Source organism: Phenylobacterium sp. (assembly GCF_036495085.1).
In the GTDB taxonomy this organism is placed as follows: Bacteria; Pseudomonadota; Alphaproteobacteria; order Caulobacterales; family Caulobacteraceae; genus Phenylobacterium.
The window spans coordinates 60,167-84,847 of sequence record NZ_DASXNL010000017.1; the positions used below are offsets into that span (position 1 = coordinate 60,167).

Genomic DNA, 24,681 nt, shown 5'->3' on the forward strand with positions numbered 1-24,681 from the left:
CCCTTCGCTCACGGCGTCCTGCCAACCACGCCTTCGTGGAGCTGCTGGGGGGTGGTGCCGGCGGCCCACCAACAGGAGGCGAGACCGGCGCAGGGGCCCCAGCGTTTGACGTCCCAAACGCCGGCCCCCTCGTAGCCGACCCGCGGCGGCGCGCCGCTCACGGCCGCGTACATGGCGTCCATGTGGGCTTCGACCACCCGGCCGTCGACGTCCTCCACCCGCAGGGACATGTCGTACATCAGGCCGCCTGGGGTGTAGCGGCTGCTTTCCTTGATCGACTTTACGGCCCGCATGTCCGCGCCATAGGCGATGTAGCCACGCGACAGCTCTTTCCCAGGCGGCCCCAGGAGCTGGGCCTTCACCGACAGCCCCCCGTCCGGCGACTGGAGCGCGTAGGTCTTGAGGTTGTTCTGGCCGAACACGGTCATGTCCCGTGTGCCCCAGGAGTGATCGGAGTCACCGGTCGTCTTGAGCCGATAGGTCCGTCCGCCGATGACGATCTCTCCGTCGGCCTTCCAGCCCCGGTGATAGCGGTTCTTGGCCAGCCACGGCGGCGTCGGATGGATGTTGTCCGCGAAGTCCCAGGGCTCGCTCATGAAGCGGCAGTCGATGTCGAAGTGGCAGTTGTCGCCGTCCCGGAACGCCAGGTGATAGCCCTTGAGCGGCTCCAGGCGCTTCATCGAAAGGCCGCAGAGTTCGACGTCGTCGAGGTCGGCCTCGAAGAGCTCCTTCACGTCCTGCTTGTAGCAATAGACCCAGTTGTCGTTGGGACCGCGATAGAGGTGCCCTGGCGCGTCCCAGGCCAGCGCGTTGGAATCGATGCCCTCCTCGATGCCGTGATAGAGGCTGACCAGCATGCCCGACTTCAGTGGCTGGTTCGGAAGCACCCACAGATAGAGCCAACCGCCGATCTGGTTCGTCGGGTCGGAGAAATTGTAGTACCAGCTCTCCCGCCACAGCGTGTCGCCATCCCAGGGGTGACGCAGCTCGTCCGACGCCTTCAGGACCATCACACCCTCCCAAATCCAGGCGCCCCGTCTGCGCGGGACTGCTCCGTTCACGCCATCGTCCCGTGGCGCCGGTGGCAGGGAGATTCACGCGCCGTCATCAGACCGTCAACAAAATAATTGTCCGATTAATTATCTTCTTTAAACGTGCGGATAAGAACATGCTGTCCGGAGGGTGCATGGATCTGAATCAATCGGACCGGGTCGCGTCCGTCGGCCGAGCCAGGCAGCGTCGTCGGACTGGGCATCGCCTCGGTCCGCCTCGCGAAGGGCCCGAGCATTGCGCTGACCGTCCGGGGTTCGGATCTGCTGCGAGAGGTGGGGATCGGGCTATGTGGCGGGTTCGGGTGCGATCAGGTCTGGGCCTTGCGCCCGCGACATTTCCGCGAGTGGCGTGGTCGAGCATGGATTCAGCAGAGGCGAGGCCAGGCGGGGCTCCCGGCGTGGGGGCGCCTTCAAATGTCGGCCTCCCCGCTCCCTGCCGGGTCTCGCGCGCCGGGAGCGGGGCATGAGCCGCAACCCTGCTTTCAGCCAGGCGCGAAGCACTCTAAGGCGCATGGAACGTCGCGGCGTGGGTCTCTGGTGATGATCAGCTCGCTCGCAGGAATTGAGGCCATGATGGCGCCCCTCACCCACTGGACCCCCGAGAGGACGCCGCCCCCCCTCCGTGAAGCCGCCCGGATCTTGGGTGCAGGCGGCGTCGGGGTGAACCTGGCCCCGGCCGACGTCGGTCAAATTCCATGAACTGGCCTCTTGGCGTTTCCTGCAAGCAGGTGGCGTGTAGTTCGGTGGTTCCACCTTGGCGCGTGGCCGGGCGGCGGCTAATGGACCAACCAGCAGCGAGCGAACGGCGATGACAGCTGGCGCCCCCCGAAAGGCCGGCCGCAGATGGAAGGCCAAGGTCAGCGCGCGAGACCAGCTGCTCATGGCCGCCAGCTCCCTGATGATCGAGAAGGAAACCATCGACATCCCGCTCGGCGAAATCGCTCAGCGGGCCGGGCTCAATTCGGCGCTGGTCAGCTACTATTTCGGCGGCAAGGAAGGCCTGCTGATGGCCTTGGCGAAACGTGACACCGCCCAGGCGATCCGTGAAATGGACGCCCTGATGGCGACCGATCTGGGCCCGGAGGCCAAGCTCCGCAAACACCTGGCTGGGATCATCAACTTCAACTTCCACTATCCGTATATGACCCGGCTGATCCACCTGCTGCTGCGCGATCCGGAGTCTGAGAATTCCCGCGAGATCACAGAGGTCTTCACCGGACCGGTCACGCGAGCGCAGGCGAAGATGCTCGACGAAGGCATGGCCGCGGGTGTGTTCCGCAAGATCGATCCGGTGCTGTTCTACTTCTCATCGGTGGGCGCCTGCGACTACCTGTTCTGGGGCGGCAGCGCGCTGCGCTTCGTGTTCGGCCACCAGAAGATCGACGACGATATGCGCCGCCGGTTCATCGATCACATGGTGGAGCTGGTCCTGCACGGCTGCCTCGCCAAGCCGGAGAAGAACGATGGCTGATCACCTGAACGGCGTGGGGACCTTCGCCTTCATGAAGTTTGTCGTGAAGGATCTCGATCGCATGGCCGCCTTCTATGGTGCGGCGGTTGGCCTGGGCTCGGCGACCCGTATCGAAACCGGCGAGCTTACGGAGCTGGTGCTGAGGAACCCCGCCGGCGACCGCGGGCTCTGCCTGGTCCTGTGCCGCTACGCCGACGGCCGCGACAACACCCCCGGCGGCGCCTACGGCGCCCTGGGCATCTATGTGCCGGACGTCGACGCCGCCCACGCCCGCGCGCTCGGCGCCGGCGCCGGCGAGCTTCGTCCGCCCTTCGATGTGCGCGGCCTGAGAGTCTCCTTCGTTCAGGACCCCGAAGGCCGCGAGATCGAGTTTCTTGCGCCGCTGAAGGCGTCCGCCTGAGGCGCGAGGCGCGCGCGCCTATGCAGACCCATCGAGCGCGGCCCGCGCGCCGCGCAGATCGGCTGCTGCGCCGAGCGCGATGTAGCGACGGTCCGAGCCCACGGTGAACATTCTGAACCCAAGGCCCTTTAGCTCCGTCAGATGCGGCAGAGCGAAGTGGCCGGCGGCCAGCACGCCGTGCCGTGCGCAGGCCGCCGCGATCGCGGCGAACGCCTGCTTCAACGCCGCCGGCGCCTCGAGCCCACCGACCGGCAGGCCCAGGCCGATGGCGAGGTCCGCGGGCCCCACATAGACGCCGGTGAGCCCCGGCGTGGCGCAGATCTCGTCGATCCGCTCCACGGCTTGCGGCGTCTCGACCATCACGAAACTGGCGACGCGGGCGCTGAGGGCTTGCACCTCGAAGGGCATGCGAGCGCGCATGGGGCCGAAGCTGCGCACGCCGCGGGGCCCGTACTGGCAGGCGGCCACCACGGCGCGCGCCGCTTCGCCGGAGTTGATCATCGGTACGATCACACCATCCCCGCCCGCGTCCAGGACCTTGCCGATGCCGGCGGCGGCGGCGTCAGGCGTGCGCACGAGCACCGGCAGCCCATCCACGGGCCGGGCGTGCAGTAAACGCGCCGCCCGCTCGACGTTCAGCAGCGTGTGCTGGGTGTCGATACCGACGTAGTCGTAAGGGACGCTCAGCATCGTCTCCAGGACGGGAACCTCGGCGAGGCTGATCCACCCGCCCACCAGGCTGCGGCCGCTTGTCTTGGCGTGGTCAAAAACCGGATGCGACATGCCTTAGGCCTCCCCCATGCCGGCGAGGAGCCAGCTACCGTCAAGTTCGGCGGCGCTCGGACACCCCATCAGGATCAGGGCGCGGGTCATCTCCTCGCGCAGGATCCGCAGGACATCGGTGACGCCAGCCTCCCCGCCGGCCGCCAGGCCATAGGCGTAAGGTCGCCCGATCAGCACCGCACGCGCGCCAAGAGCAAGCGCGGTCACAACATCAACGCCTCTGCGGACACCGCCGTCGAGCAGCACCTCTCCGCGGTTCCCGACACGCTCGACGATGCCCGGCAACACCTCAAGCGTCGCGGGCGCACGGTCGAGCTGTCGGCCGCCATGGTTTGAGACAACCACACCGTTCGCCCCGATCACGTCGACCGCCCGCGCCGCGTCTTCCGGGTCCATCAGGCCCTTGACGTAGAGACGGCCCTTCCAGCGCTCGCGCATCCAGGCGAGGTCATTCCAGTCGAGGTCGGTCTGCATGTAGCGTTCCTGCTTGCGCACGGCCTCGACCGCGCCTGAGAGCGTGCGCGCGCCTTCGGCATAGTGGACCGCCGAGATCCGCTTGTGGCGCAGGAGATTGAACCACCACGCGGGGTGGACGGCGACGTCGAGCAGACGCCCGGGCGTAAGGGTCGGCGGGACCGTCATGCCGGCTCGCCGCTCGGCCTCGCGATTGCCTCTGACGGGGACATCGACGGTCACGAAGAGGGCCGTGAACCCCGCCCCGGCGGCGCGGTCGAGAAGCTCGCCGACCTTTACCCGATCTCCAAAGGGATAGAGCTGGAACCAGTGGTTCTCCGACGTTGCGTCGCGGACTTCCTCGAGACTGTAGGAGGAGCCAGTGCTGAGGATATGGCGAGTGCCGGCCTTCTCGGCGGCCCGCGCGGCGGCAAGGTCGCCCTGCCAGTGGGCCATTCCGATGATCCCCGTCGGCGCAAGGACGATAGGCAGCGCCAGGCGTTCGCCGGCGACCTCGACGGATAGGTCGGGGGCCCTCACGCCCGCGAGGCCGCGCTGGCGAAGCCGCCAGCGCCGGAACGCAAGCTCGTTGTCCCGACGCGTCACCTGGTCGTCGGCGGCGCCGTCCACGTAGGCCCAGGCCATGTCGGGGAGCGCGCGCCGGGCCGCTCGCCGATAGTCCTCGATGCTCAGAGGCGGCCCTCCACGCCAGCGATAGCCGATCCCCGGCACGCGCTACTTCAGCGCCAGGGGCGTAATCGGAGTGCCCACGCCCCCCACCACCTTCAGCGGGGGCGCGGTGAAGAAGAATTCCCAGACCCCATCGGCCGCGCAGTCTTCGGCGAGCGCATCAAGGTCGAGGATCTCCCCCAGCGTCATACCCATGTCGCGGATCAATACGGCGTGCAGCGGCAGGCCATCGTTGCGGGTGGGATCCTTGGTTTCAATTCCCCAGTTGTCGGAGCACACCGCTGCGACGTCACGGGCGTGAAGCCACTGCGCGCAGGCCAGGCCAAGGCCGGCGGCGCCGTCCCAATAGGCGGCAGTGGAACCGTCGACCGTGAAGTGTCGGATCCAACCTGTGCGCACAAGGACGATGTCGCCGGGACCCACCTTGATCCCCTGCCGGGCCTCGGCCGCGTCGAGTTCGTCCGGTGTGATGGAATAGGCGCGCGGCAGGCGTTCAACTCCCTTGAGCGCCGCCACATCCAAAAGGACGCCGCGGCCCGCGACGCCCTTGGCGGCGATCTGGTGAATGGAGAGCACAGTGGAGCCGTTCATGGTGGTGACCGTCTCGGCCGGTACGCCGTTGTAGAACATGCCGTCGTAGCCAAAGTGCGCCAGCCCATCCCACTGGGTTACCGACTGCAGCGGCATAAAAATGTAGTCGTCCGCCACCACCGCATTGTCGTCGCGGCCACGCAGGTCCAGCGAGGTGATGTTCATCAGGTGGACGGGGTTCACCCGTGCGCCGCCGGCCGGCTGGATCCCGGCGCTGCCGACCTTCAGCCCCAGGTCGAAGAGCTTGCCGGTCCTTATGGCCCTGGCGGCCGCGACGATGCGCTCGGGGGTAATGTGATTGAGTGTGCCGAGACGATCCTCGGGCCCCCATCGCCCCCAATTGCTCAGCCGGCGGCCAACGTCCCGAAAGCTCTCCATCACCCCTCCGGCCGGCCGCGTCGGGTCATGCCTCGTCCTCGACGTGGATCGCTGCAGCGGGACACGCCGCGGCCGCGTCCTGGGCGAGCGCCTCCTGGTCGGGAGCCGGTTGCGGCTGCAGGACGGTTACGACCCCGTCCGCATCGGCGCCGAAGAGCGCAGGGGCGGTTCGCCGGCAGGCGCCGCTGGCGATGCAGGCCATCGGCTCCGTTCGGATCCGCATCAGAGCTCTCCCGCCGCGCGCCCGGCCAGGCGCGCGGCCGCGAGCCTGCCGGCCGCGCGGACGGACACCAAGGCTGCAACGAGCCCTGCTGTGGCGAAGCCCGCAGCGGTCAGGTAGGCCGTCTGGTAGACGCTCGAGCCCTCGCCCGCATGTCCACCCAGAATGCTGAGCATCACCGCTGCGCCGAGCGGTACTCCGAGTTGCTGGAACATCAGCAGCATCCCTGAGGTGACGCCCTGCTGCTGGGCCGGCACGTCGCGCGTCGCCCAGTTCATGAGGCCGGCCCAGGCGGTGATGGCTCCGAAGGAGGACAGCACAAGACCAGGCGCGATAGTCAGGAGGTAGCTGTGCTCGCTGCTGACGAAACTGAGGGTGACCATGCCGGCGATCGCGATGATCACACAGCCGATCAGAATGGTGGTGCTCGATAGGCGGGCCATCAGCCAGGGGACTGCCGGCCCGGACAGAAGGATGCCCGCGGCGTAGGGCAGGATGGCGATCCCGGCGACCAGGATCGAGTACTTGAGCTCCGACTGCATGTAGAAGTTGGTGACCACCATCACGCCGCCGCCGGCTGCGATGAGCCCCATTCCGGTGAGGCAGCTGCCGATGACGCTGGGCCGCCGAACCAGGTCCAGGGGCGCGAGAGGTGCGGCCACGCGACGTTCCACGGCGACGAAGGCCACACCCCCGACCACCGCCGCGGCGAGCAGGCCCAGGCCGAGCGGCGAGGCGACGCCGTAGCGCCCGATTATTGTGATCGAACCGAGCAGCAAGGCTGTGGAAAGGGTGATCAGCACGGCGCCGGCGACATCGAGCTTCTGGCCGGCGGCTCCGATGGGGCCCTTGGGCACGATCCGTAAGGTCATATAGAGCGCGACCAGCAGCAGCGGGACGTTGATCAGGAAGCCGGCGCGCCACCCGAACACGCCTACGAGCGCGCCGGCCACCAGAAGGCCGGCGATCACCGACAGCCCCTGAGTGAGGCTGAAGACGCCAAGCGCCCTATGCCGCGAAGGCCCTTCAGGCAGGAGCGTGGTGATGAGCGAGAACGCCGCCGGCGCCAGGATTGCGGCGCCCAGGCCCTGCAGGCAGCGGGCGGCGATCAGCCACCAGACGTTTTGGGCGAGAGCGGCCGCCACCGCGCCGACTGCGAAGACGCAGAGCCCGCTCGCCAGCGCCCGCCGCTGGCCAAGAATGTCCGCCAGTCGACCGGCAAGCACCATGAACCCGGCGAAGAACAGGCCCTGCGCGGCCACAACCCACGAGACCATCACCTGCGACAGGTGAAGGTCACGTCCGATCGAGGGCAGGATCAGGCTCATGATGTAGAAGTCACAGCTCATCGAGAACTTCGAGAGCGTCATAAGCGCGATGACCGCGACCTCGCGTTTTGCCGAGCCGACTTCGGTCGTGTCCCGGGTCATCGCGCGCCTCGTCCCTGCCCCGCGTCCCGACTCCGAAAGGCGGTCGAAAGCGCTTGCCGCTCGCGGCTGCGCCAACTATCACCCTTTCGGATCGAGAATGTTATTTCTCGTACGAGAACATGAAACGAAGGGCGCCGCAAGGCGGAGTAGCCGGGGTGGACGTCGACCTCTACAGCCCGGCCGCGGTGCGCGATCCCTGGCCGGTTCTCGCCGATATCAGGCGCGCCGGACCTGTCGTCTGGAACAGCCGTATCGACCATTGGATGGTGACGAGCGACCGGCTCTGCCGTCAGGTCCTGCTCGATCCGGAACGCTTCATTCTGAGCCCGGTCACGGCGCCTTTCTTCGGCGCAGCCGCCTTCATCGCGATCGACGAGCGCGAACCGCACGATGCCATTCGAGGCGTTTGGGCCGTCACGTTCCAGCGGCAGACCCTCGATCGCCTTGAGGGTGTCGTGGCCGAGATCGCCGAGCGGATGATCGACAGCTTCGCCCCGAGGCTTGAGGATGGTGAGACCGTCGACCTCGTCAGAGCTTATTGCCGGGATCTCCCGGCCTATGTCATCGCCCACATGCTGGGCGTCCCGCCAGCGCACCGGGCCGATATCGTGCGCTGGAGTGACCTGATGGGGGCGGCCGGAGGGACGCCCAACGTGGATCGCCAGACCGACCCGCGTTGGCTCGCCTCGGAAGGCGCGAAGGCCGAGCTGGCAGGCTTCCTGCTGGCCGAGATCGAGCACCGCCGGCGCCGGCCCGGTGACGACCTTATCAGCCAGATCGTCCACTCCGACGTCGGCCGTGGCATGTCGAACGAAGCCATCATGCAGAACGCCCGCCAGCTCCTCTTCGCCGGCAATGAGACGACGGCGAAATGGCTCGGCCATATCGTGGTGACGCTTGCGAGCCACCCCGCCATCCGCGACGCTGCGATCGAGGACGCGAGCCTGATTGCGCCCACGATCGAGGAGATCATGCGCTGGGAGCCGGTGGTGATGCGCATACCCCGAGTGGCCTTGAATGACACGGAGATCGGGGGAACCCCGGTTCGCGCCGGTGACCAGATCCTTCTGCTCACCGGTGCGGCAAACCGCGATCCCGACCGCTATGCGGATCCGGATCGGCTGGACATCGGCCGCCCGCACCAGGCCCACCTCGGCTTCGGCTTCGGCATGCACAGCTGTCTGGGGGTCACGCTCGCTCGGCTGGAAGCCCGGGTCGCCACTACGCGCCTCTTGGCAAGGACGCCGCACTACCGACTGGCCGGCCCAGCCGACTACGGGGCCTTTGGCCTGCGTGGCCCATCCTGTGTCGAGGTGACGGCCCGGCGCCATGGCGACTGACGTCGAGGTCAGCGGCTTTGCGTGTGCAGTCGCTTGGCCGTCACCTCATCCGGCCAGAAATAGGAGGTAAGGCCCGGGACTGCGCCGACGCCATCCACCTCGAACGTGCCGACACCCTCGAAGCCCCACGACCGCCGGGGGGGGCCGCCGAGACCGAGATAGGCGTACATCTTGCCGAGTTTGGCCGACAGGCGCCTGTCCAGCTCGTCGGTGACCACGAGAGCGATGTCCTGCTGCACGCCATTTGCGTCATAGCCGGCTGAGGACTCGATGCGGCTTATGGAGGCCGACTTGCCGTCCCGATCCAGGAACCCCAGGTCGATCTGCTGGTCGCCCACCTGAAGCTGCACGGCCGATAGCGACAGGCCACCGTCCGGCGTCTGCAGGGACCACATCCGGAACTGGTTGGCCCCGAACACGTCCATGTCGCGCTTGCCCCACGAGTGATCGGAATCCCCAGTGCAGTCGATCGCAATCGTCCGTCCGCCCAGCCGCAGCTCACCCTTGGCCCACCAGGATCGATGGTACCTGTTCGCCGCGACCCACGGGGGCGAGGCGTTGAGCCCGGCGCCATAGTCGTACGGATGAACCATGAAACGCGCGTCGATCTCGAAGCCGTTTCCGACGTCGTCCTCGAACCTCAGCTCATATCGCTTCAGGGGCTCCACGCGGCGGATCCTGAGGCCGCCAAGCGAGGCGTCGTCGAAATCAGCCGTCATCAATTGGCCGACATCCTGCTTGAAGCAGTAGAGCCAGCGGCCGGGCTCGACGCGCATGTGATCCGCGGTCCGGGCGATTTCGTCCATGATCGATGGTTCCGGCCAGGGGCCCTTGTAGAAGCTGACCAGCATCCCGGAGGGTGCTTCCTTGTTGGGCACGACCCAAAGATAGATCCAGCCGCCGACGCCGCTGACCGGGTCATTGAAGTTGAAGTAGACGCTTTCGCGCCAGTTGTAGTCATCGTCATGGGGGTGTCGGAGCTCGTCTGAAGCCTTTAGCACCATGAGATTCTCCTTGGCGCGGCGCCCGCGGTCAGCGGGTCTGCCCCCCGTCCACCGCCGCTACCATTCCGGTCATGAAACTCGCTCGCGGGCTCAGCATGAACGCAGCGACGCTTCCGATCTCTTCCGGGGCCCCGAACCGTTTGAGAGGCACTTCGCGATCCACCCACCGCCTCCAGACGTCGCCTCGGGGACCGCTCAGCCGCTCCGCCCAGGTTCCCCCCTGAAAGACAATATTGCCTGGCGCAATCGCATTGACCCGAACGTTGGCGGGACCGGCGAGGCGGGCAAGTTCCTGGCCGAGATGATTTACCGCCGCCTTGGCCACGCCGTAGGTGAGCGAGGAGCCCATGGCGTCGATGCCGGCGATCGAACTGATCAGCAGCACGCTGCCCTCGCCGCGCGGAACCAGGCGGCGCAGGGCCGAGCGCGCCAACCTGTAGGCCGCGTCCAGGTTCTGTCGAAATCCGGCGTCCCAGGTTTCGTCATCCACCTCGATGCCGGGCGGACAGGGATAGATGCCGACGTTGGCGACAGCGCCCCAGAGCGGGCCGAGCTCCGCCTCGGCGCCGTTGAGGCAGGCTTCGATCTCGTTGGTCTCGCGCATGTCGCCGGCGCGCGCCCAGACGCAATCCTCGCCGTAGCGCTCGGCCAGTCGGAGCCGGGTGGCCTCCAGCGCTTCGGGGTTGCGCGCCGAGATGGCCACCTTGGCGCCTTCGGCCAGGCAGGTTTCGGCGATCCCGAGGCCGATGCCGCGGCTGGCGCCGGCGATGGCCACCACGCGTCCCTTCAAATCAAGTTCCAACTCAGACCCCCCAAACGTGCTCGCCGCGCCAGTAGGCTGGGTCGGAGCGGTCGCGCCGGGCCAGACTGTAGGTCATGGGCGCCCGCTCGGAGGCCTTGCGCCAGTACGTCCATTCGCCGAAGCAGACGTGGTTCAGGATGCGCCACTCCGCGCCGCGGCGCTGGAAGCGGTTCACGTAACGGCCATGGAACACCGCGTCCTCATCGTAGGCCTCGTCGTGTCCCGGAAACCCGTTGAACACCTGCGGCGTCCGGTTCGCGGCATCGGGGCCGGCATAGGGACCGGTCTCGAACGGGCTGATATGGATCGGGCCTTTGTCGACGCGGTGCCACGCCTGATAGATGGCTTCCTGATGGGCCAGGTCGCCGTCCAGCTCGACGATGACGTTCATCGCGTAGTGCAGCGACGCCTTGATGTGGCTCAGGAAGTGGAGCGCGCCGCGCCAGAAGCCCTCCGCGGGACCGTTGTAGGCGCCGTGGTAGGCCGTGGCGTCCGGCCAGAAGCAGCTTTCCATCAGCTCCGCGTCCAGGCGGTCGCAGGCGCGGCAGTATTTGTAGAGGGTTTCCTCGACTTGCTGTCGATCGGCGACGTCGCGCAGAAGCCTGACGGTGTCCTGATCCATCAGGCGATCTCCGCGGCGAAGCCGGCGACCAGTTCGTTGACCTGTGCGGCCGCCTCGACGTGGGGCATGTGGCCGACTCCTTGTATGAGGACGGCCGCAACGTTGGTCGGCAATGCCTGCGGCGGGGCGATCACCCTGTCGAGGGCGCCGTGAATGGCGAGGATGGGGATGTCCATTTCGGCGAGCGCCGAGCGCAACGCCTCCGCCACCCCGGGAGCAAGGATAGCCGCGGCGATCGCATCAAGCTGGCGTTTGGCGTCACTGGCGGTCCCGGGCGCCGGACGGTGATCAAGCATCGCGCGCCGGGCCTGGACCGGATCGGCGAACATCAGCCGCGCCATGGACGCCGCCTGGTAGCAGCGTTCGGCCCGGCGCAGGCCGCAGACGAATTCCCGCGATAGCTCTCCCCCGAACCCGAGGCCGGCTATCGCCACGAGGCCGGCCACCCTGGCGGGGCGGTCGCGCGCCAGTTGCAGGGCGACGGCTGCGCCCAGGCCGTGCCCGACAAATACCGCGCGCCCGACGTCGAGCTGGTCAAGCGCTGCGCCCACATCGTCCGCCAGCTGCGCAAGATCGCCCCGGCCCAAGGCGAAGGTCGATTTGCCGTGCCCGGGCAAGTCGAGGCAGATCGTGCGGCGACCGCCGGCGAGCGCTTCGACGTTGGAGCGCCAGCTGGTCTGGTCCGCACCCAGGCTGTGTATCAGGACCAGTGGCGGCTCGCCCGCGCCGGCTTCAGCGTAGGCGATGGACTTCGACCCGACTTCAAGGGTTCCCGTCGTCATCCCGCAGTCGGTCTCGTCAGCCTCGACCCAGGCGTCGTGCTCCTCGATCCAGGCGTCGATTTCGGAAGGATCGCTGTCGGCAGGACCCAAGACCGCCAGCAGGCCCCCTACGCGCATCTGCCGCCAAGGTTCGCACACGACCCGCAGCACCGTGCCCGACGTCGAGGCCTCGATCGCGTTGCTGACTTTCGAGGTTTCGACTTCGGCGATCTCCGCGCCGGCCTCGACGTAGTCGCCCTCCCGGACGCGCCAGGCGACGATCGTCCCCTCCTCCATCGTCGGCCCCCACTGGGGCATGATGATCGCGGTGAGGAAACCCGCGAGCGGCACGTTAGCGGTGAGCATGGGTTGCATGGGGCTCCCTCAGTACTGAACACGCTTGGTGAAGCCGCCGTCGATCACCAGGTTGGCCCCGATGATCGAGCGGCAGGCGGGCGAGGCCACGAATGCGATCGCGCGGGCCACCTCGGCCGCCGACGCCATCCGCCCCGCTGGAATCTGCTGGACGGTCCGCTCGTAGAGCTCCGGGTTGCGCTGCTTGACCCCGTCCCACGAACCGCCGTCCACGAACACCGGCCCGGGGGAGATCGTGTTCACTCGGATTCCTTCGGGCGCGAGTTGTTGCGACAACTCGGCTGCGTAGTTGATCACCGCGGCTTTCATGGCGTTGTAGGCTTGCGGCGCCAGGAAGCGCTCGAGCGCGGCGGTCGAGGAGATCGCCACCACCGAGGCGGCCGAAGACGCCCTCAGATACGGGAGCGCCGTCTCGACTCCCCGCCATAAGCCAAGCACGTCGAGTTCATACGTCCGACGCCACGTCTCCTCGGACGCTGCGCCGCCGCCGCCGGTCGCAAATGATATGAAGATATCGCAGCCGCCCAGTCCCTCGGCTGCGCCGCGGACCCAGGCGGCGTAGGCCTGCGGGTCGGCGATATCGACGGCCTCGCCCGTCGCCGCGCCGCCCTTGGCTGCGATCTTGGCCACAGCCTCGTCCACGCCAGGCTGGCCCCGGGCGCAGATTGCTACGGCGCAGCCTTCTTCGGCGAACGCTTCGGCCGTGGCCAGACCAATGCCGCGGCTGGCCCCGGCCAGGACCGCCTTCAGCCCGTCAAGACCAAGCTGCATGGCGTGCTCCGGCCCAACAATGGGCGAGGAGCCGCCTGCTCTGGACGCTCGGCGAATTCATGTCCCCGGCCTCCCCATGCGCATCTCCCCGACGTGCGCTCGGTTGATCCGGCGCATGTGCTTTTGGCGATGCAATCGCGGCCTCCCCGGCCGCGGGACGTGGATCTAGCCCGCTCCAGCTTCGCCCTGCCTCGCCGTCTTCGTGATAGGCCCGAGGCCCATTCGGCGCAATGAAATTCTCTATAAGGAGTTATAATTCTCTATTGGGAATTTGAATGGACGCCGTCACGGCCGGTCCGCGAGGTATTTGTCGAGCGTGGTGTGGAAATGACGGATGCGGATGTCGAGGTAGTTCCCGAGCTGCAAGCGGCGGTTCTTCGATGCCCTGAGCCCGGCGTGCACCTGCTCGACATTGCCGACGTCCTGGTCGAGCACTTCGGCCAACCCCTGCCCGAGCACGTCGGCGGCCGCGACCCAGGGCTCGCCCTGCGCCAGAACACGCATGGGCGGCGGAGGGTCCAGCGCCTGGCCTTGAGCCCGCGACAGGATGCGCACCTCGAACAGGGTATGGTCCTGGTCCGGCCACGGCCGGAACCGGTAGTCGAGGTTGGGTTTGAAGCCGCCCCACGGACCAAAGTTCGGGAAGACGCTGTAGAAGAGGGAATCCAGCATCTCGCAGTCGGTCGCATGGTCGAGGTCAATGCCGTAGAGGCGGCTGTAGTCCCGCCGCGATCGCTCGCCGAGCGTGGCGCGCGCGGTTCCGCCGGGCGGCACGATCAACGGCTCATCACGGTTCAGCCGACCGCGGCCTGCGAAGTTGAAATAGACGTCGGCCTGCCACTGCTCATCGCGTCCCTTGCGATCAAGGCTGGGTGACAGCGTCACCGGCGCGATCCCGAAATTCACATGATCGCCGAAGATGTTGTTGCGGCCGTTGGCGTCGCCGGTAAACGCCAGGATCTGGGGGTGAGTGGCGGTGGAATGCCAGGCCTCCATGAAGGCCTCCATCACCGCCTTCCAGTTGGCGTTCAGCACCTTTGCGACGTGGACCGTGGTGGTCATCGGGGCCTGGCGCCAGCGCGCGAACTGCTCGGGCAGCGGGGCCAGATACTCCAGCAGCGACGGGCCGCCGGGGTTTTCCTTGACGAAGATATAGCCGGCCCAGCTATCGGCCTGGGCGTCGGGCAAGCTCATCTGCGCGCGATCCAGGTGCCCGAAGTCCCAGGCGCACGGAATGCTGTGGAGCGTGCCGTCCGTATTCCACGAAAACGCGTGATACGGACAGGTGATCCGGTTCGCCCAGCCGGCTTCGGTCTTCAGCTTTCGGCCGCGGTGCAGACAGACGTTATGGAAGGCCCGGACTGACCCGTCCGCCTGGCGCACGACCAGGTAGGATCGGCCGACATTCTCGTAGACGATGAAATCGCCCGGCTCGGGCATATCTTCGTCACGCGCGGCGTATTGCCAGACATTCGGCCACATCCGTTCGACTTCCCGGGCGAAGAAGCCCGGGTCGGTGTAGCGGTCGGCCGAGAGCGGTTCCGAACCGAGATACCGGTAGCTTTCGGTGCTGAGGAATTCGGGCATCGGCCGGGAATCGGCCGCAGCCAGATCGTCCCATGAAACCCCGGGGCAGCGCGCCGCCCCCAAAGGCAGGACCGTCCTGTCGTCGGCCATCGCATACTCCCGCGGCCGCCGGTCGTCGCAATGCGCCGGCGCAGACCTGCCGAGTATAGTTGGACCGCAGGACGGCGGAAGCTCAATTTTCTACATAGGGAGCAGTAATTCTCTATAGCGAATTACGCTACTCGACGATGCGGAACGGATCGTAGGGCTTGCGCAGCACGTCCCCCAGGATCTTGAGCCGGGCGGCGACCAGCCGCTCCTGGCTGCTGTCCAGCTCGCCGACGAACGTGGTGACCCCGCTCACGCTGTGAATCCGGTTGTCCCGTCCGAAGATCGGCGCGGCGATGACCTGCAACCCGACCGCCGCGTTTCCCCGGTCGAGCGCCCATCCGCGCTTGCTGGCGTCCGCCACCTGCTTGAGGTAGGCCTCCAGTTGAAGCGGCTGAGCCCAGCGCAAGGCGTCGAAATGCTCGCGGACATAGGTCTCTCCGACATCCTCGGAAAAGGCGGCGATGACCCGTCCCATGGCCCCATAGATTACCGGCCGCCGCTGACCGATCGTCATCGATATCCGTGCGGCGCTGCTGCTTTCGGCCGCCAGCACGAGCGTGAGATGATCCGGATCCAGTCGGCGCCATAGCGAGACGTGAACCGCGAACTCGCCTGCGATCGACTCCATGATCGGGAGCAACAGATCAAGCTCGGTGCCGCGTTGCGTGCTGCGTTTGGCCAGGTTGAGCAGCTCTGGGCCGTTCACATAGGTCTTATCGCGCGGGTCGAGACTGACCACTCCATGGCTCTCGAGTGTCCGCAGGATGTTGAGGCAGGTGCTGCCGTTTATGCCGAGGTCGCGAGAAATCTGGACGAGCTTGAGCGGACGATCGGCGCTGGCGAGATGGCTGATGATCGCCACCGCGTTGTCGACAGCGCCGACCCGTTTGAAAGACTTCGCCACGAGGATCTCCGCTCTGCCTCGGTCTGCGGGCATCAGCGCGCATTACAATCTCCGGTAAGACCGGCGCAAGGGCGGCACGGCGGATCGACGGCTCGGCGCGCATGAGCGGAATGATTTGCTTCTGCGCGTGTCGATAAGTTTGCGCCCAACACGGCCAAGTCCACTTGGCGCTCTACACGCGAAATTCTGCCCGCTCGTCGCACTCAACTATAGCTCTCCGGGACGGAGACTGGGCACAGCCAAGCCCCAAACCCGACCTATGCCTGGGCAAGCCGATCGGGCGGCGGATGAGGCGCGCGCCCTTGCGCGCGGAACCCGGAGAGCGTTCGATTGGCCGCCCAGAGCGGGCGCGCCCGGCCCCAGCCGATGGCTGCTATGACTTCCTGCGGCGCGAAAGGCTCTCGTGGTACTGGGTGACCATCCACGCGGTCTCCTCCGCCAGCAGGTCCTCATCGAGATCGGGATCCTCGATGATCATCTCGATGGCGGCGTAGGTCATCTGCTCGGAGAGGCGCATCGCGGTCCGCAGCCGCTCGTCGTCCATGTGCGGGTACCTCGCGCGATAGAGATCCAGCATCTCGCCCAGCACCTTGTCGCGGGACAGGGCCCGAACATTCTGCAGGAGGGGGATGGCCCTGATCGCGCGCAGGATCCAGGCGCCGCCGGGGTGGGCGCGGGTGGCCGAGATGAGTCGCTTGTGAAGCGCTCGGTTGCCCGCCAACGCCGCCTCGAACGTCTCGCCCGAGCGTCCGCCTTCCTCAAGCCATTCGAACACCTCGCGGTCCTGGGCCTCCATCAGGCGGCGAGCAAGTTCCGACAAGAGCGCGTACTTGTTGGGAAAATAGCGATAGAGGGCCGGCGGCGTCAGCCCGGCGCGCTCGCACACCAGGTTCGTCGTCAGGCGCTCGAAGCCGACCTCCGCGAGGAGTTCGCCCGCCGTCGCCAGGATGAGTTCGTATGTGGTGATGCCCCGTGGGCGGGACGGTAGCGATTTCGCCTCGAGGTCGGGAGCGACGGCGGCGGCTGAAGCGGCTTCACGCTTGGGCATATGGCTTCCTGAAACCGGTCAGCGCGGCGGGCATAGCCCCATCAGAGCATCCGGCGATCTAATTGCAAGCGGCGCTCCGCCGGCGCGGAGCGATCGAGCGCGGGGCTTTCGGGCGCGCGCCGACTAGGATTTCTGGCCGTAGCCGCGGAAGCGGCCGAGGATGCGATCCATCTCCGCCTGGTCGAGCAGCTGCGGGCCGCCGATAGCGAGCGTGCCCCAGTAGATCGCGGCCTGCTCCTCGACTTCCTCGGCGATCGCAAGCGCCGCATCGAGGTTGCGCGCGACCACGATCTGGCCGTGGTTGGCCATGAGGGCGGCCGAGCGGCCGTCCAGCGTTCGGACCACGGCCTGGGCCAGCTCCATCGACCCGAAGGTCGCGTAAGGGGCCAGCGGGATGCTCGAACCACCGCCCACCGCAACCATGTAGTGCATGGCCGGGATCTCGCGCCCGGCGCAGGCCAGGATCGTCGCGCGCCGCGAATGGCAGTGCACCACCGCGCCCGCGTCCGGGCGGCCATCGAGCAAGCCCCGATGCATCCGCCACTCGCTGGAGGGCCGCAGCGCGCCTTCCGCCGTCGAGCCGTCCGCCGCCACCCTCACGATCATCTCCGGCGTAAGCCGGACCGGCGGAACGCCGCTCGGTGTCACCAGCATGTCGTCCCCCAACCGCGCCGAGGCGTTTCCGGAGGCGCCGCGATTAAGGCCGCGCAGGTCCATGGCCTGCATGACCTCGACCAGCCGCAAGCGCAGCTTGTCTTCGTCTTGCGCGCTCATCGTCTTACCTCTCGTTGACCCGCCCCGCGGTTTTCTCCTAGAACGGCTCCGTTAGAGTAGTCAAAACTATCTTAGGGAACGCCGCATGGCCCGGATCAACAGCAGGGACACCGACCTTCGGGAGCGGGCGCAGAAGGTTATCCCGAACGGGATGTACGGCCACCAGTCCGTGGCCAGACTCCCCGAAGGCTACCCTCAGTTCTTCAGCCGCGGCGAAGGCGCCTATCTCTGGGACGTCGACGGCAACCGCTATCTCGACTTCATGTGCGGATACGGACCGAACCTGTTCGGCTACGCCAACGCCCAGGTCGACGCGGCATACTTTGACCGGGCCCGGCGGGGCGACGCCCTGACCGGCCCGGGTGAGGAGATGGTGCAACTGGCCGAGGCCATGGTCGGCCTGGTGAGCCACGCTGACTGGGCGATGTTCTGCAAGAACGGCACCGACGCCACCACCATGGCGCTGATGACGGCGCGCAGTCACACGCGCAAGTCTACGATCGTCCTGGCCAAGGGCGCCTATCATGGCGCGGCCCCCTGGTGCACGCCGGTGCTGAACGGGGTCACGCCGGCCGATCGCGCCGGACAGATCTTCTGCGAATACAACGATGTGGAAAGCCTGGAGGCCGCCGTTCGCGAGGCCGGTGACGACCTTGCCGCGATCTTCGCCTCACCGATCAAGCACGATGTGCTCGTCGACCAGCAAAGCCCGACGCTGGCCTACGCCAAGCGCGCGCGCGAGCTCTGCGACGAGCGCGGCGCGCTCCTGATCGTCGATGACGTCCGCGCAGGCCTGCGCCTGGCGCGCGACAGCAGCTGGTCGCTGGTGGGCGTTGAGCCTGACCTCTCCACTTGGGGCAAGGCGATCGCCAACGGCCATCCCCTCTCCGCCCTCTTGGGCTCGGACAAATGCCGCCAGGCGGCCGGTGAGATCTTTGTGACCGGCTCCTACTGGTTCGCCTCGGCGGCCATGGCGGCCTCGCTCGCCACGCTTACCCTGGTGCGCGAGACCGACTATCTCGAACGCACCATCGCCCTTGGCGAGCGCCTGCGCAAAGGACTGGACGAGGCGGCGGCCCGGCACGGCTTTGGGCTGCGGCAGACCGGCCCCGCACAGTTGCCGCTGATCATGTTCGAGGATGATCCGGACGCCGCCATCGGCTACCGCTGGAACGCCGCGCTCATGGCCCGCGGCGTGTACTTCCATCCCTGGCACAACATGTTCATGAGCGCGGCCATGACCCTTGGCGACATCGACTTCGCGCTCGAGGCGGCGGACGAGGCCTTCAAGGCGGCGAAGGCCTGACCCCGGCCGCGCACGAGCAGCGGCGCACGTGACGGAAGACCTGGGAGCGCCACCTCCCAACGGCGCAGGTCGTAGGTCCGACGTCGGGACTTCGCCGACTGCCCCTGGCCAATAGGTCCGAGAGGAAGGCCTGGCCTTCCGTCGCGGGTCGGCCATGATCGCGACGGACAAAGACCGCGCGGTGGGAGATGACACATGGCGGGGCAGGAATTCCGGGGTCGCGCCGTGGTCGTGACGGGCGGGGCCTCGGGCATCGGCAGGGCCGCGGCGAGGCGGTTCGCCCAGGAAGGCGCCGGCGTCTGCGTAGCCGATCTCGACGCTGACGGCGCAGGCCGTGTGGCGGAAGAGATCATGGCCGCCGGAGGGCGCGCAATCGCCCAGTCGCTTGACGTGGCCGTGGAAGCCGACAACGAGCGGGCCTTCCAAGCTGCTGCGGACGCCTTCGGCGGCCTGGACGTGGCGTTCCTCAATGCCGGAATCCTAGGCGCGGCCTACGATCCCCTCGAAGAGGACATCTCGACGTTCGACCGGATCATCGCGGTCAACCTGCGCGGCTGCCTTCTGGGCGCCCGCGCGGCCGCCCGCCGTCTGCGGTCTAACGGCGCGATTGTCGTGACGGCCTCGACCTCGGCGTTCAGGGGATATCCGGGCAACGTCGGCTACGCCGCTTCCAAGCACGGCGTCCTGGGGCTCGTGCGGTCGCTGGCCGAGCCGTTGTCATCCAGGGGTCTGCGGATCAACGCCATCTGTCCGGGGCCCGTGCGAACGCCGATGATCGGATTGAAGTCTGAGCTCGACGACCTTGCGGCCGAGGAGATGGATACGGTCGCGCACAATTCGCGCGGCGACCCACGGCATATCGCCGAACTGGCGCTCTTCCTGGCGAGCCGTCGGGCGGCTTTCATAAACGGCGCCGTCCACGTCGCCGACGCTGGTCTTACGAGCGGCTACGGGGCGCCCGGCCGGGCGCAACCGGGCGCAGCCGGTCAATGACCGCACGCACATCCCGCGGCGCCCGCTATCGGGCGGGTCGCTGCGGCGCGATCCAGGACCCCCGCCCCCGTACAAGACCGGCTTTGCGCCCAGGCGGCCACTGGCTAGAACATCGCAATGGCCGAAACCTCTGCTAATCCCGCTTACCAAATTTCGTTGCAAGCCGCGGCCCCAGGGCGGTGGACAACGCTCGCAGCGCCCGAATGGAGCAACCCCGGGGGCGGTCTATGGGGTGGTTACGCCCTGGGCCTATGTGTCCGCGCCTTGGAAGCAGAACCCGACGCGACCGGCGAGGCCCTCTCGATGACCCTCACCTACGCGACGGGGCTACCGGCTGGAAACCTGGATGTCCGCACGCGTCGCCTGCGGCAGGGAGGATCAATCGGGGTTTGGGAAGTCGAACTCAGGCCGCAAGGCGTCGAAGACGTCAGCGTCCACGGCATGGTCACATTGGCCCGCCGGCCGGCCACGCCGCCCTTTGCGTTCGCGAGCCCCCCAGCTGCGCCGCCGCCGGAGGACCTGCCGAGTCCGGATCATCCGGCCGGAGCGACGCACTATGGTGCGGCGGCTTTTGAGCGGCGAACGCTTGACCGCTTCCCGCCCAGGCCCGGCGGCGATTCCCGGACTTTGGCGTGGGTGCGTCCGCGGAGCGGGACCTGGGACAAGGCGCTTCTGGCGATGGTCACCGACAATTCGGCGCCGCGCGCCATGTACGCGCTCGATCGCGTGATGACGACGACCCTTTCCCTGACGGCATACCTTCATGCCGACGCCGATGAGCTCGCCTGCCTCGGCGATGACTTTATCCTGATCGAGTGCGAGGGCCGTGTTGGCGGTGGCGGCGCATCGGACGAAAGGTCGAGCTACTGGTCCCGCGCTGGTCGGTTGCTGGCGACCAGCGAACAGCTGGCGTGGTATCGCCAAAGGCCGCCGGCCTCGCCTGAGTAGGGCCAAGCCCCCTGGCGGGACAAGCCGAGGCGAGCGATCAGTCAAGCTCACTTCAGAGCAACAGCGGCTCAGGCTATTCTGAAGACCCAGGCGCGGAGATTTTGCAGCATGGCGAGGTTCGTCTTCGGATTGAATCAGTCGCTGGACGGGTACGTCGACCACCAGGAATTTGCGCCTGATCCCGTGCTTTTTCTTCACTTCATCGAGCAGGTGCGCGGCCTGACGGGCAGTGTGTACGGCCGCGGCATGTACGAGGTCATGCGCTATTGGGACGAAGACCGCCCGGAGTGGGATGCTGCGGAACGTGACTTCGCAGCGGCCTGGCGCGGCCAACCGAAATGGGTCTTGTCTCGTTCGCTCAAGTCGGTCGGCCCTAACGCCACACTTGTCGCCGATGACGTCGAGACGGTGCTGCGAGGGCTGAAGGCCGAGCTCGTTGGGGAGATTGAAGTCGGCGGCCCGGACCTCGCACGAAGCCTAACCGACCTTGGCCTTATCGATGAGTATCGGCTCTACTTCCACCCCGTCGTGCTTGGCTCCGGCAAGCCCTTCTTTGCCGGCTCCCGGCCGCCGCTGCGCCTCGTCTCCAGCGACAGGATCGGCGAGGACGCGATCAGGCTGACGTACGTTCCAGCCTAGCCAAGCCACGCGCGCTATGGACGGCACGACGTCAGGTCTGCTGAGGGTCTGGCTGGCCAGCCACGACGTGCTGTAAGCAGCCCTCCCCCGACACGGGATGGGAGCCGGCGGCCCACCCGCCTCCTCCAAGCTTAGCCGTGTTACAATCAGACTTCGGCGGAGTGCTGGCGATGGGATCCCTCGGGGAGAAGATCGGCGAAGGCGCCACGGCGGACATCCACGTCTGGGCGCCCGGTCAGGTCCTGAAGCTGAGCAAGCTCGGCGTGCGGTGGCGCTCGGGCCGGCATGAGGCGCAGATGACCCGCGCCGCCTACGCCGCCGGCCTCCCGGCGCCGGAGGTGCTTGACGAGGTGACCGTGGAGGGGCGGTTTGGCATGGTGCTCCGCCGCCTTGACGGACCGACCCTGCTACAGCTCTCGCGGACCGGCGCTATGACGCCCCGCCGGACGGGCGCGATCCTGGCGACCCTCTGCCTATCCGTGCACAAGACGTCCGCACCGCCCGGCGTACTCTCCCTGCGTGATTGGGTGGACACCGCGTTGCCGCTGGCCGGCGACAGGCTTCCGAAGCACATCGCCACCGGCGTCCTCACCCTGATCGATCGCCTGCCGGCCGGCGGCGGGCTGTGCCACGGCGACCTTCACCCCGGCAACGTGATCATGACAGCGGAGGGGCCGAGACTCATCGACTGGGCCGCTGCGATGCGCGCGCCAGGCGGCCTCGACCTTGGGTGGGGCCACGTCCTGCTGTCCGAGTTCGCCCCGGAAATCGTCGCCGATCCGGAACGGCCGCGCGCGGTCAATGCGGCCGCGCAGTCGGCCTATGCGCGGCTCACCGGCATATCCCCCACCGCCTTGACGGCCGCGATCGAGCCCTACCTGCCCATCGCGCGCGTCCTCGTCCTTCTTGCCGGAGCGTTTCCTGCCCAGCGGGAGCGATTGATCCAACGCATCGAGACGACCCTGCGCCCGGAGTAGAAATAGACTCTCGCCGCGGGGGCGTGTCGTCGGTGTCGCGCGGATGGCTTCGGCCAATACGCCCGCGTCACTTCAGGGCGTCGGCGGTCTCTGTACGGTTCCACCATCCCCCGCCCAGAGCCTGGAACAGGGCTGCGGTGTCGGCATACCGGTTGGCTCCGGACTGAAGGCGGACGACGAGCGCCTGCTGATAGGTCTGCTGGGCGTTCAGCACGACGATCGCGTTCACCTGTCCCTGCGCCAACTGCTGCTTGGCGATCGCGAGGCTTTCGGCGGCGCTCCGTTCGGTGACGACAGCGGCCTTCAGTGTCGCGGCGTCGAACTGGAGGGCCTGGAGCGTATCGGCGACGTTCTGGAACGCGCTCAGGACGGTTGAGCTGTATTGCGCCCTGGCCTGGTCATACGCCGCCTCGGCGCCTCGCTGCCGATGCTTGAGCGCGCCGGCGTCGAAGATCGGTTGGAGGAGGGTCCCGGAGAGGGCCCAGAAGACGTTTCCATCGGCGAACATCTGGCCGATGTCGGTCGCAGCGCCGCCGCCATTTGCAGAAAGGGTGATGTTTGGCAGTCGATTGGCGATAGCCACGCCGACCTCGGCGCTGGCCATATGCAGGTTGGCTTCCGCCGCCTTGATGTCGGGGCGCTGAGCGACAAGCTTGGACGGCAGGCTGAGCGGCAGATCGACAGGCAGCGTCAGGCCCGCCATGGTGACGCCGTCGGCCGACGCCTCGCTTGGAAAGCGTCCGGTCAGGTTGGCGATCAGGTCCTCGGTCTGGGCGAGCTGCTTTTGCAACGGCGGCAACGTCTGTTGCGCCTGCGCGAGCGCGGCCTCCTCGGCGACGACGTCGCCGCGGGCGATTTCGCCCAGCGCGAACTGCCGGCGCATGATGGCGAGCACGTCGCTGTCGGACTTGATGATCGCCTGGGTCGCGGCGATCTGATCGCGCAGCATGGCCGCCTGGATCGCGGCGGCCACCACATTGGTGGTCAGCGTCAGATAGGTGGCCTCGGTCTGGAAGCGTTGCGCGTCGACCTGGGCCCGAACGTTTTCGGCCTGACGCCTCAGGCCCCCAAAGACATCCGGCGTGTAGGAAATGCTGAGCTGGGCGGTGTTGAGGGTGAAGAGGTTTTCGTTGGAGGTCAGCGGCGGGGCAAGCGTCTCATTGGCCTTCTGGCGCTGAAGGTTGTAGCCCCCAGTCACCGTCGGCCACAGCGTGGCGCGTTGGGCGTAGTAAGCCTCGCGCGCCGCGCGCAGGGACGCCCGAGCCGCCGCCAGAGTCGGGTTGGCCTTGAGCGCGCGTTCGACGAGGGCGTTGAGCGCCGGCGACTGGTAGAGCGTCCACCATTGGCCGGACACGTCAGCGTCCGCGACGAACCTTTGCGCCGCGCCGCCCGCAATATCCGTGGCAGGCGTCGTCGGCGCCATCGGCTCGCGGGTATAGCCGCTCACGCTCGGCGCTGCGGGCGTGTGGAAGTCCGGGCCGACCGCGCATCCCCCGAGAGCAAGCGCCGCAAACCCGCTGACGATGGACTTTTGTCCGCGCATCTAGGCTGCACCTTCCATCGGGGCGCCCGTCGTCGGGTGCGCTGCGGCCAAGCCTCGCCTGGAGAAGATATCGATCAGCACAGGCAGGACAACGAGGATCAAGACAGGGGCGAGCAGGATGCCGCCGACCACCACCAACGCCAAGGGTCGTTGCACTTGCGATCCGATCCCCGTGGATACGGCCGCCGGCGCCAGGCCCACGCAGGCGGCGAAACAGGTCATCATCACAGGTCTGAGCTGGTTCTCGCAGGCCTGCAAGATCGCCTCGCTGCGCGCCCACCCGCCGGCGATCAGCCGGTTGAAGGAATTCAGCACGATGATCCCGTTCATAACCGAGATGCCCAGCAGGCCTATGAAACCGATGGCGGCCGACACACTGAGCGGTGTGCCGGTCAGGTAAAGCGTGAAGATGCCGCCGATCAGGGCCATCGGCACCACGCTCGCCGCCAACAAGGTGTCGGTGATCGAGGCGAAGTTGAGGAACAGCAGGAGGCCGATCAGGAGCAGGCTGATCGGCACGACCACGGCCAATCGACCAAGCGCATCGTGCAATTCCCCCAGCTCACCGACCCACTCCAACCGATAGCCCCCCGGCAGGACGACCTGCCGGGCGATCTTGGCCTGGGCCTCGGCCACCGCCCCGCCGAGGTCTCGCCCGCGCACCGAGAACCTGATCGGAATGTAGCGGCTCTGGTTCTCGCGATAGACGAATGAGACGCCTTTGACGAA

Annotated in this window: 25 protein-coding genes; 8 read left to right on the forward strand and 17 right to left on the reverse strand. The window is 67.3% G+C overall.

The window, feature by feature from the left end:
- Window positions 1–8: 8 nt before the first annotated feature.
- Entirely contained in the window at window positions 9–1,010 is a 1,002-nt protein-coding gene (locus VGI62_RS02750) for a hypothetical protein (RefSeq protein ID WP_331502862.1), read from the reverse strand.
- Window positions 1,011–1,860: 850 nt separating this feature from the next.
- Here VGI62_RS02750 and VGI62_RS02755 point away from each other — a divergent pair.
- Together VGI62_RS02755 and VGI62_RS02760 are read left to right on the forward strand one after the other, a co-directional pair.
- Entirely contained in the window at window positions 1,861–2,523 is a 663-nt protein-coding gene (locus tag VGI62_RS02755; RefSeq protein ID WP_331502863.1) for a TetR family transcriptional regulator, read from the forward strand.
- Entirely contained in the window at window positions 2,516–2,923 is a 408-nt protein-coding gene (locus VGI62_RS02760; RefSeq protein WP_331502864.1) for a VOC family protein, read from the forward strand. The genes VGI62_RS02755 and VGI62_RS02760 overlap by 8 nt, the downstream gene beginning before the upstream one ends.
- A gap of 18 nt (window positions 2,924–2,941) precedes the next feature.
- Here the strand turns inward: VGI62_RS02760 and VGI62_RS02765 are convergent, their stop codons facing one another.
- The 5 genes from VGI62_RS02765 to VGI62_RS02785 are packed head-to-tail and all read right to left on the reverse strand — an operon-like array spanning window position 2,942 to window position 7,468.
- Window positions 2,942–3,706 carry an HpcH/HpaI aldolase family protein gene (locus VGI62_RS02765; RefSeq protein WP_331502865.1) on the reverse strand — a complete coding sequence of 255 codons (765 nt, stop codon included), beginning with the start codon at window positions 3,704–3,706 and terminating at the stop codon, window positions 2,942–2,944.
- Between the two features lie 3 nt (window positions 3,707–3,709).
- Entirely contained in the window at window positions 3,710–4,891 is a 1,182-nt protein-coding gene (locus VGI62_RS02770; protein WP_331502866.1) for an alpha-hydroxy acid oxidase, read from the reverse strand.
- A 3-nt stretch (window positions 4,892–4,894) separates the two neighbouring features.
- Window positions 4,895–5,818 carry a cyclase family protein gene (locus VGI62_RS02775; protein WP_331502867.1) on the reverse strand — a complete coding sequence of 308 codons (924 nt, stop codon included), beginning with the start codon at window positions 5,816–5,818 and terminating at the stop codon, window positions 4,895–4,897.
- A gap of 25 nt (window positions 5,819–5,843) precedes the next feature.
- Window positions 5,844–6,041: a ferredoxin gene (locus VGI62_RS02780; RefSeq protein ID WP_331502868.1), complete on the reverse strand. Its 198-nt coding sequence runs from the start codon at window positions 6,039–6,041 to the stop codon at window positions 5,844–5,846.
- Window positions 6,041–7,468, reverse strand: coding sequence for an MFS transporter (locus tag VGI62_RS02785; RefSeq protein WP_331502869.1), 1,428 nt, complete (start codon window positions 7,466–7,468; stop codon window positions 6,041–6,043). Before VGI62_RS02785 ends, VGI62_RS02780 begins: the two co-directional genes overlap by 1 nt.
- Window positions 7,469–7,587: 119 nt before the next feature.
- Between VGI62_RS02785 and VGI62_RS02790 the strand changes: the two genes are divergently transcribed.
- The gene (locus VGI62_RS02790) at window positions 7,588–8,808 is read left to right on the forward strand and encodes a cytochrome P450 (RefSeq protein ID WP_331502870.1); all 1,221 of its coding nucleotides are present in this window, start codon (window positions 7,588–7,590) and stop codon (window positions 8,806–8,808) included.
- Window positions 8,809–8,816: 8 nt separating this feature from the next.
- On the opposite strand, the gene VGI62_RS02795 is transcribed toward VGI62_RS02790, so the two are convergent.
- From VGI62_RS02795 to VGI62_RS02835, 9 genes are all read right to left on the reverse strand, one after another.
- Entirely contained in the window at window positions 8,817–9,812 is a 996-nt protein-coding gene (locus VGI62_RS02795) for a hypothetical protein (protein ID WP_331502871.1), read from the reverse strand.
- A 28-nt stretch (window positions 9,813–9,840) separates the two neighbouring features.
- A complete protein-coding gene (locus VGI62_RS02800; RefSeq protein WP_331502872.1) occupies window positions 9,841–10,614 on the reverse strand; it encodes an SDR family NAD(P)-dependent oxidoreductase in 774 nt (257 codons plus the stop codon).
- Between the two features lies 1 nt (window position 10,615).
- A complete protein-coding gene (locus VGI62_RS02805; RefSeq protein ID WP_331502873.1) occupies window positions 10,616–11,236 on the reverse strand; it encodes a nuclear transport factor 2 family protein in 621 nt (206 codons plus the stop codon).
- Complete coding sequence (locus tag VGI62_RS02810; RefSeq protein WP_331502874.1) at window positions 11,236–12,372, reverse strand: acetoin dehydrogenase dihydrolipoyllysine-residue acetyltransferase subunit; 1,137 nt, start codon at window positions 12,370–12,372, stop codon at window positions 11,236–11,238. Before VGI62_RS02810 ends, VGI62_RS02805 begins: the two co-directional genes overlap by 1 nt.
- Before the next feature lie 9 nt (window positions 12,373–12,381).
- Entirely contained in the window at window positions 12,382–13,143 is a 762-nt protein-coding gene (locus VGI62_RS02815) for an SDR family oxidoreductase (protein ID WP_331502875.1), read from the reverse strand.
- A gap of 285 nt (window positions 13,144–13,428) precedes the next feature.
- Window positions 13,429–14,820: an aromatic ring-hydroxylating dioxygenase subunit alpha gene (locus VGI62_RS02820; RefSeq protein WP_331502876.1), complete on the reverse strand. Its 1,392-nt coding sequence runs from the start codon at window positions 14,818–14,820 to the stop codon at window positions 13,429–13,431.
- 127 nt (window positions 14,821–14,947) lie between these two features.
- Complete coding sequence (locus VGI62_RS02825; protein WP_331502877.1) at window positions 14,948–15,724, reverse strand: IclR family transcriptional regulator; 777 nt, start codon at window positions 15,722–15,724, stop codon at window positions 14,948–14,950.
- A gap of 373 nt (window positions 15,725–16,097) precedes the next feature.
- Window positions 16,098–16,772: a helix-turn-helix domain-containing protein gene (locus VGI62_RS02830; protein ID WP_331502878.1), complete on the reverse strand. Its 675-nt coding sequence runs from the start codon at window positions 16,770–16,772 to the stop codon at window positions 16,098–16,100.
- 123 nt (window positions 16,773–16,895) lie between these two features.
- A complete protein-coding gene (locus VGI62_RS02835; RefSeq protein WP_331502879.1) occupies window positions 16,896–17,546 on the reverse strand; it encodes a class II aldolase/adducin family protein in 651 nt (216 codons plus the stop codon).
- Window positions 17,547–17,631: 85 nt separating this feature from the next.
- On the opposite strand from VGI62_RS02835, the gene VGI62_RS02840 reads away from it, so the two are divergent.
- From VGI62_RS02840 to VGI62_RS02860, 5 genes are all read left to right on the forward strand, one after another.
- Entirely contained in the window at window positions 17,632–18,852 is a 1,221-nt protein-coding gene (locus VGI62_RS02840) for an aminotransferase class III-fold pyridoxal phosphate-dependent enzyme (RefSeq protein ID WP_331502880.1), read from the forward strand.
- Window positions 18,853–19,047: 195 nt separating this feature from the next.
- Window positions 19,048–19,845 carry an SDR family NAD(P)-dependent oxidoreductase gene (locus tag VGI62_RS02845; RefSeq protein WP_331502881.1) on the forward strand — a complete coding sequence of 266 codons (798 nt, stop codon included), beginning with the start codon at window positions 19,048–19,050 and terminating at the stop codon, window positions 19,843–19,845.
- Between the two features lie 117 nt (window positions 19,846–19,962).
- A complete protein-coding gene (locus tag VGI62_RS02850) occupies window positions 19,963–20,793 on the forward strand; it encodes a thioesterase family protein (RefSeq protein WP_331502882.1) in 831 nt (276 codons plus the stop codon).
- A 108-nt stretch (window positions 20,794–20,901) separates the two neighbouring features.
- Window positions 20,902–21,432 (forward strand): dihydrofolate reductase family protein, encoded by a 531-nt coding sequence (locus VGI62_RS02855; RefSeq protein ID WP_331502883.1) that lies wholly within the window; start codon window positions 20,902–20,904, stop codon window positions 21,430–21,432.
- Window positions 21,433–21,602: 170 nt separating this feature from the next.
- Entirely contained in the window at window positions 21,603–22,409 is an 807-nt protein-coding gene (locus VGI62_RS02860) for a phosphotransferase (protein ID WP_331502884.1), read from the forward strand.
- Between the two features lie 67 nt (window positions 22,410–22,476).
- Here the strand turns inward: VGI62_RS02860 and VGI62_RS02865 are convergent, their stop codons facing one another.
- A complete protein-coding gene (locus VGI62_RS02865; RefSeq protein WP_331502885.1) occupies window positions 22,477–23,952 on the reverse strand; it encodes an efflux transporter outer membrane subunit in 1,476 nt (491 codons plus the stop codon).
- The coding region (locus tag VGI62_RS02870) for an efflux RND transporter permease subunit (RefSeq protein ID WP_331502886.1) at window positions 23,953–24,681 on the reverse strand (729 nt) is incomplete at its 5' end.

Bases quoted from the DNA above. Each gene is read 5' to 3' on its own strand.
- VGI62_RS02815 (WP_331502875.1), bottom strand. From the start codon at position 13,143: ATGCAGCTTGGTCTTGACGGGCTGAAGGCGGTCCTGGCCGGGGCCAGC.
- VGI62_RS02840 (WP_331502880.1), top strand. From the start codon at position 17,632: ATGGCCCGGATCAACAGCAGGGACACCGACCTTCGGGAGCGGGCGCAG.
- VGI62_RS02780 (WP_331502868.1), bottom strand. From the start codon at position 6,041: ATGCGGATCCGAACGGAGCCGATGGCCTGCATCGCCAGCGGCGCCTGC.
- VGI62_RS02765 (WP_331502865.1), bottom strand. From the start codon at position 3,706: ATGTCGCATCCGGTTTTTGACCACGCCAAGACAAGCGGCCGCAGCCTG.
- VGI62_RS02845 (WP_331502881.1), top strand. From the start codon at position 19,048: ATGGCGGGGCAGGAATTCCGGGGTCGCGCCGTGGTCGTGACGGGCGGG.
- VGI62_RS02820 (WP_331502876.1), bottom strand. From the start codon at position 14,820: ATGGCCGACGACAGGACGGTCCTGCCTTTGGGGGCGGCGCGCTGCCCC.
- VGI62_RS02835 (WP_331502879.1), bottom strand. From the start codon at position 17,546: ATGAGCGCGCAAGACGAAGACAAGCTGCGCTTGCGGCTGGTCGAGGTC.
- VGI62_RS02830 (WP_331502878.1), bottom strand. From the start codon at position 16,772: ATGCCCAAGCGTGAAGCCGCTTCAGCCGCCGCCGTCGCTCCCGACCTC.
- VGI62_RS02760 (WP_331502864.1), top strand. From the start codon at position 2,516: ATGGCTGATCACCTGAACGGCGTGGGGACCTTCGCCTTCATGAAGTTT.
- VGI62_RS02775 (WP_331502867.1), bottom strand. From the start codon at position 5,818: ATGGAGAGCTTTCGGGACGTTGGCCGCCGGCTGAGCAATTGGGGGCGA.
- VGI62_RS02850 (WP_331502882.1), top strand. From the start codon at position 19,963: ATGGCCGAAACCTCTGCTAATCCCGCTTACCAAATTTCGTTGCAAGCC.
- VGI62_RS02755 (WP_331502863.1), top strand. From the start codon at position 1,861: ATGACAGCTGGCGCCCCCCGAAAGGCCGGCCGCAGATGGAAGGCCAAG.
- VGI62_RS02805 (WP_331502873.1), bottom strand. From the start codon at position 11,236: ATGGATCAGGACACCGTCAGGCTTCTGCGCGACGTCGCCGATCGACAG.
- VGI62_RS02855 (WP_331502883.1), top strand. From the start codon at position 20,902: ATGGCGAGGTTCGTCTTCGGATTGAATCAGTCGCTGGACGGGTACGTC.
- VGI62_RS02790 (WP_331502870.1), top strand. From the start codon at position 7,588: ATGAAACGAAGGGCGCCGCAAGGCGGAGTAGCCGGGGTGGACGTCGAC.
- VGI62_RS02810 (WP_331502874.1), bottom strand. From the start codon at position 12,372: ATGCAACCCATGCTCACCGCTAACGTGCCGCTCGCGGGTTTCCTCACC.
- VGI62_RS02860 (WP_331502884.1), top strand. From the start codon at position 21,603: ATGGGATCCCTCGGGGAGAAGATCGGCGAAGGCGCCACGGCGGACATC.
- VGI62_RS02750 (WP_331502862.1), bottom strand. From the start codon at position 1,010: ATGGTCCTGAAGGCGTCGGACGAGCTGCGTCACCCCTGGGATGGCGAC.
- VGI62_RS02795 (WP_331502871.1), bottom strand. From the start codon at position 9,812: ATGGTGCTAAAGGCTTCAGACGAGCTCCGACACCCCCATGACGATGAC.
- VGI62_RS02865 (WP_331502885.1), bottom strand. From the start codon at position 23,952: ATGCGCGGACAAAAGTCCATCGTCAGCGGGTTTGCGGCGCTTGCTCTC.
- VGI62_RS02785 (WP_331502869.1), bottom strand. From the start codon at position 7,468: ATGACCCGGGACACGACCGAAGTCGGCTCGGCAAAACGCGAGGTCGCG.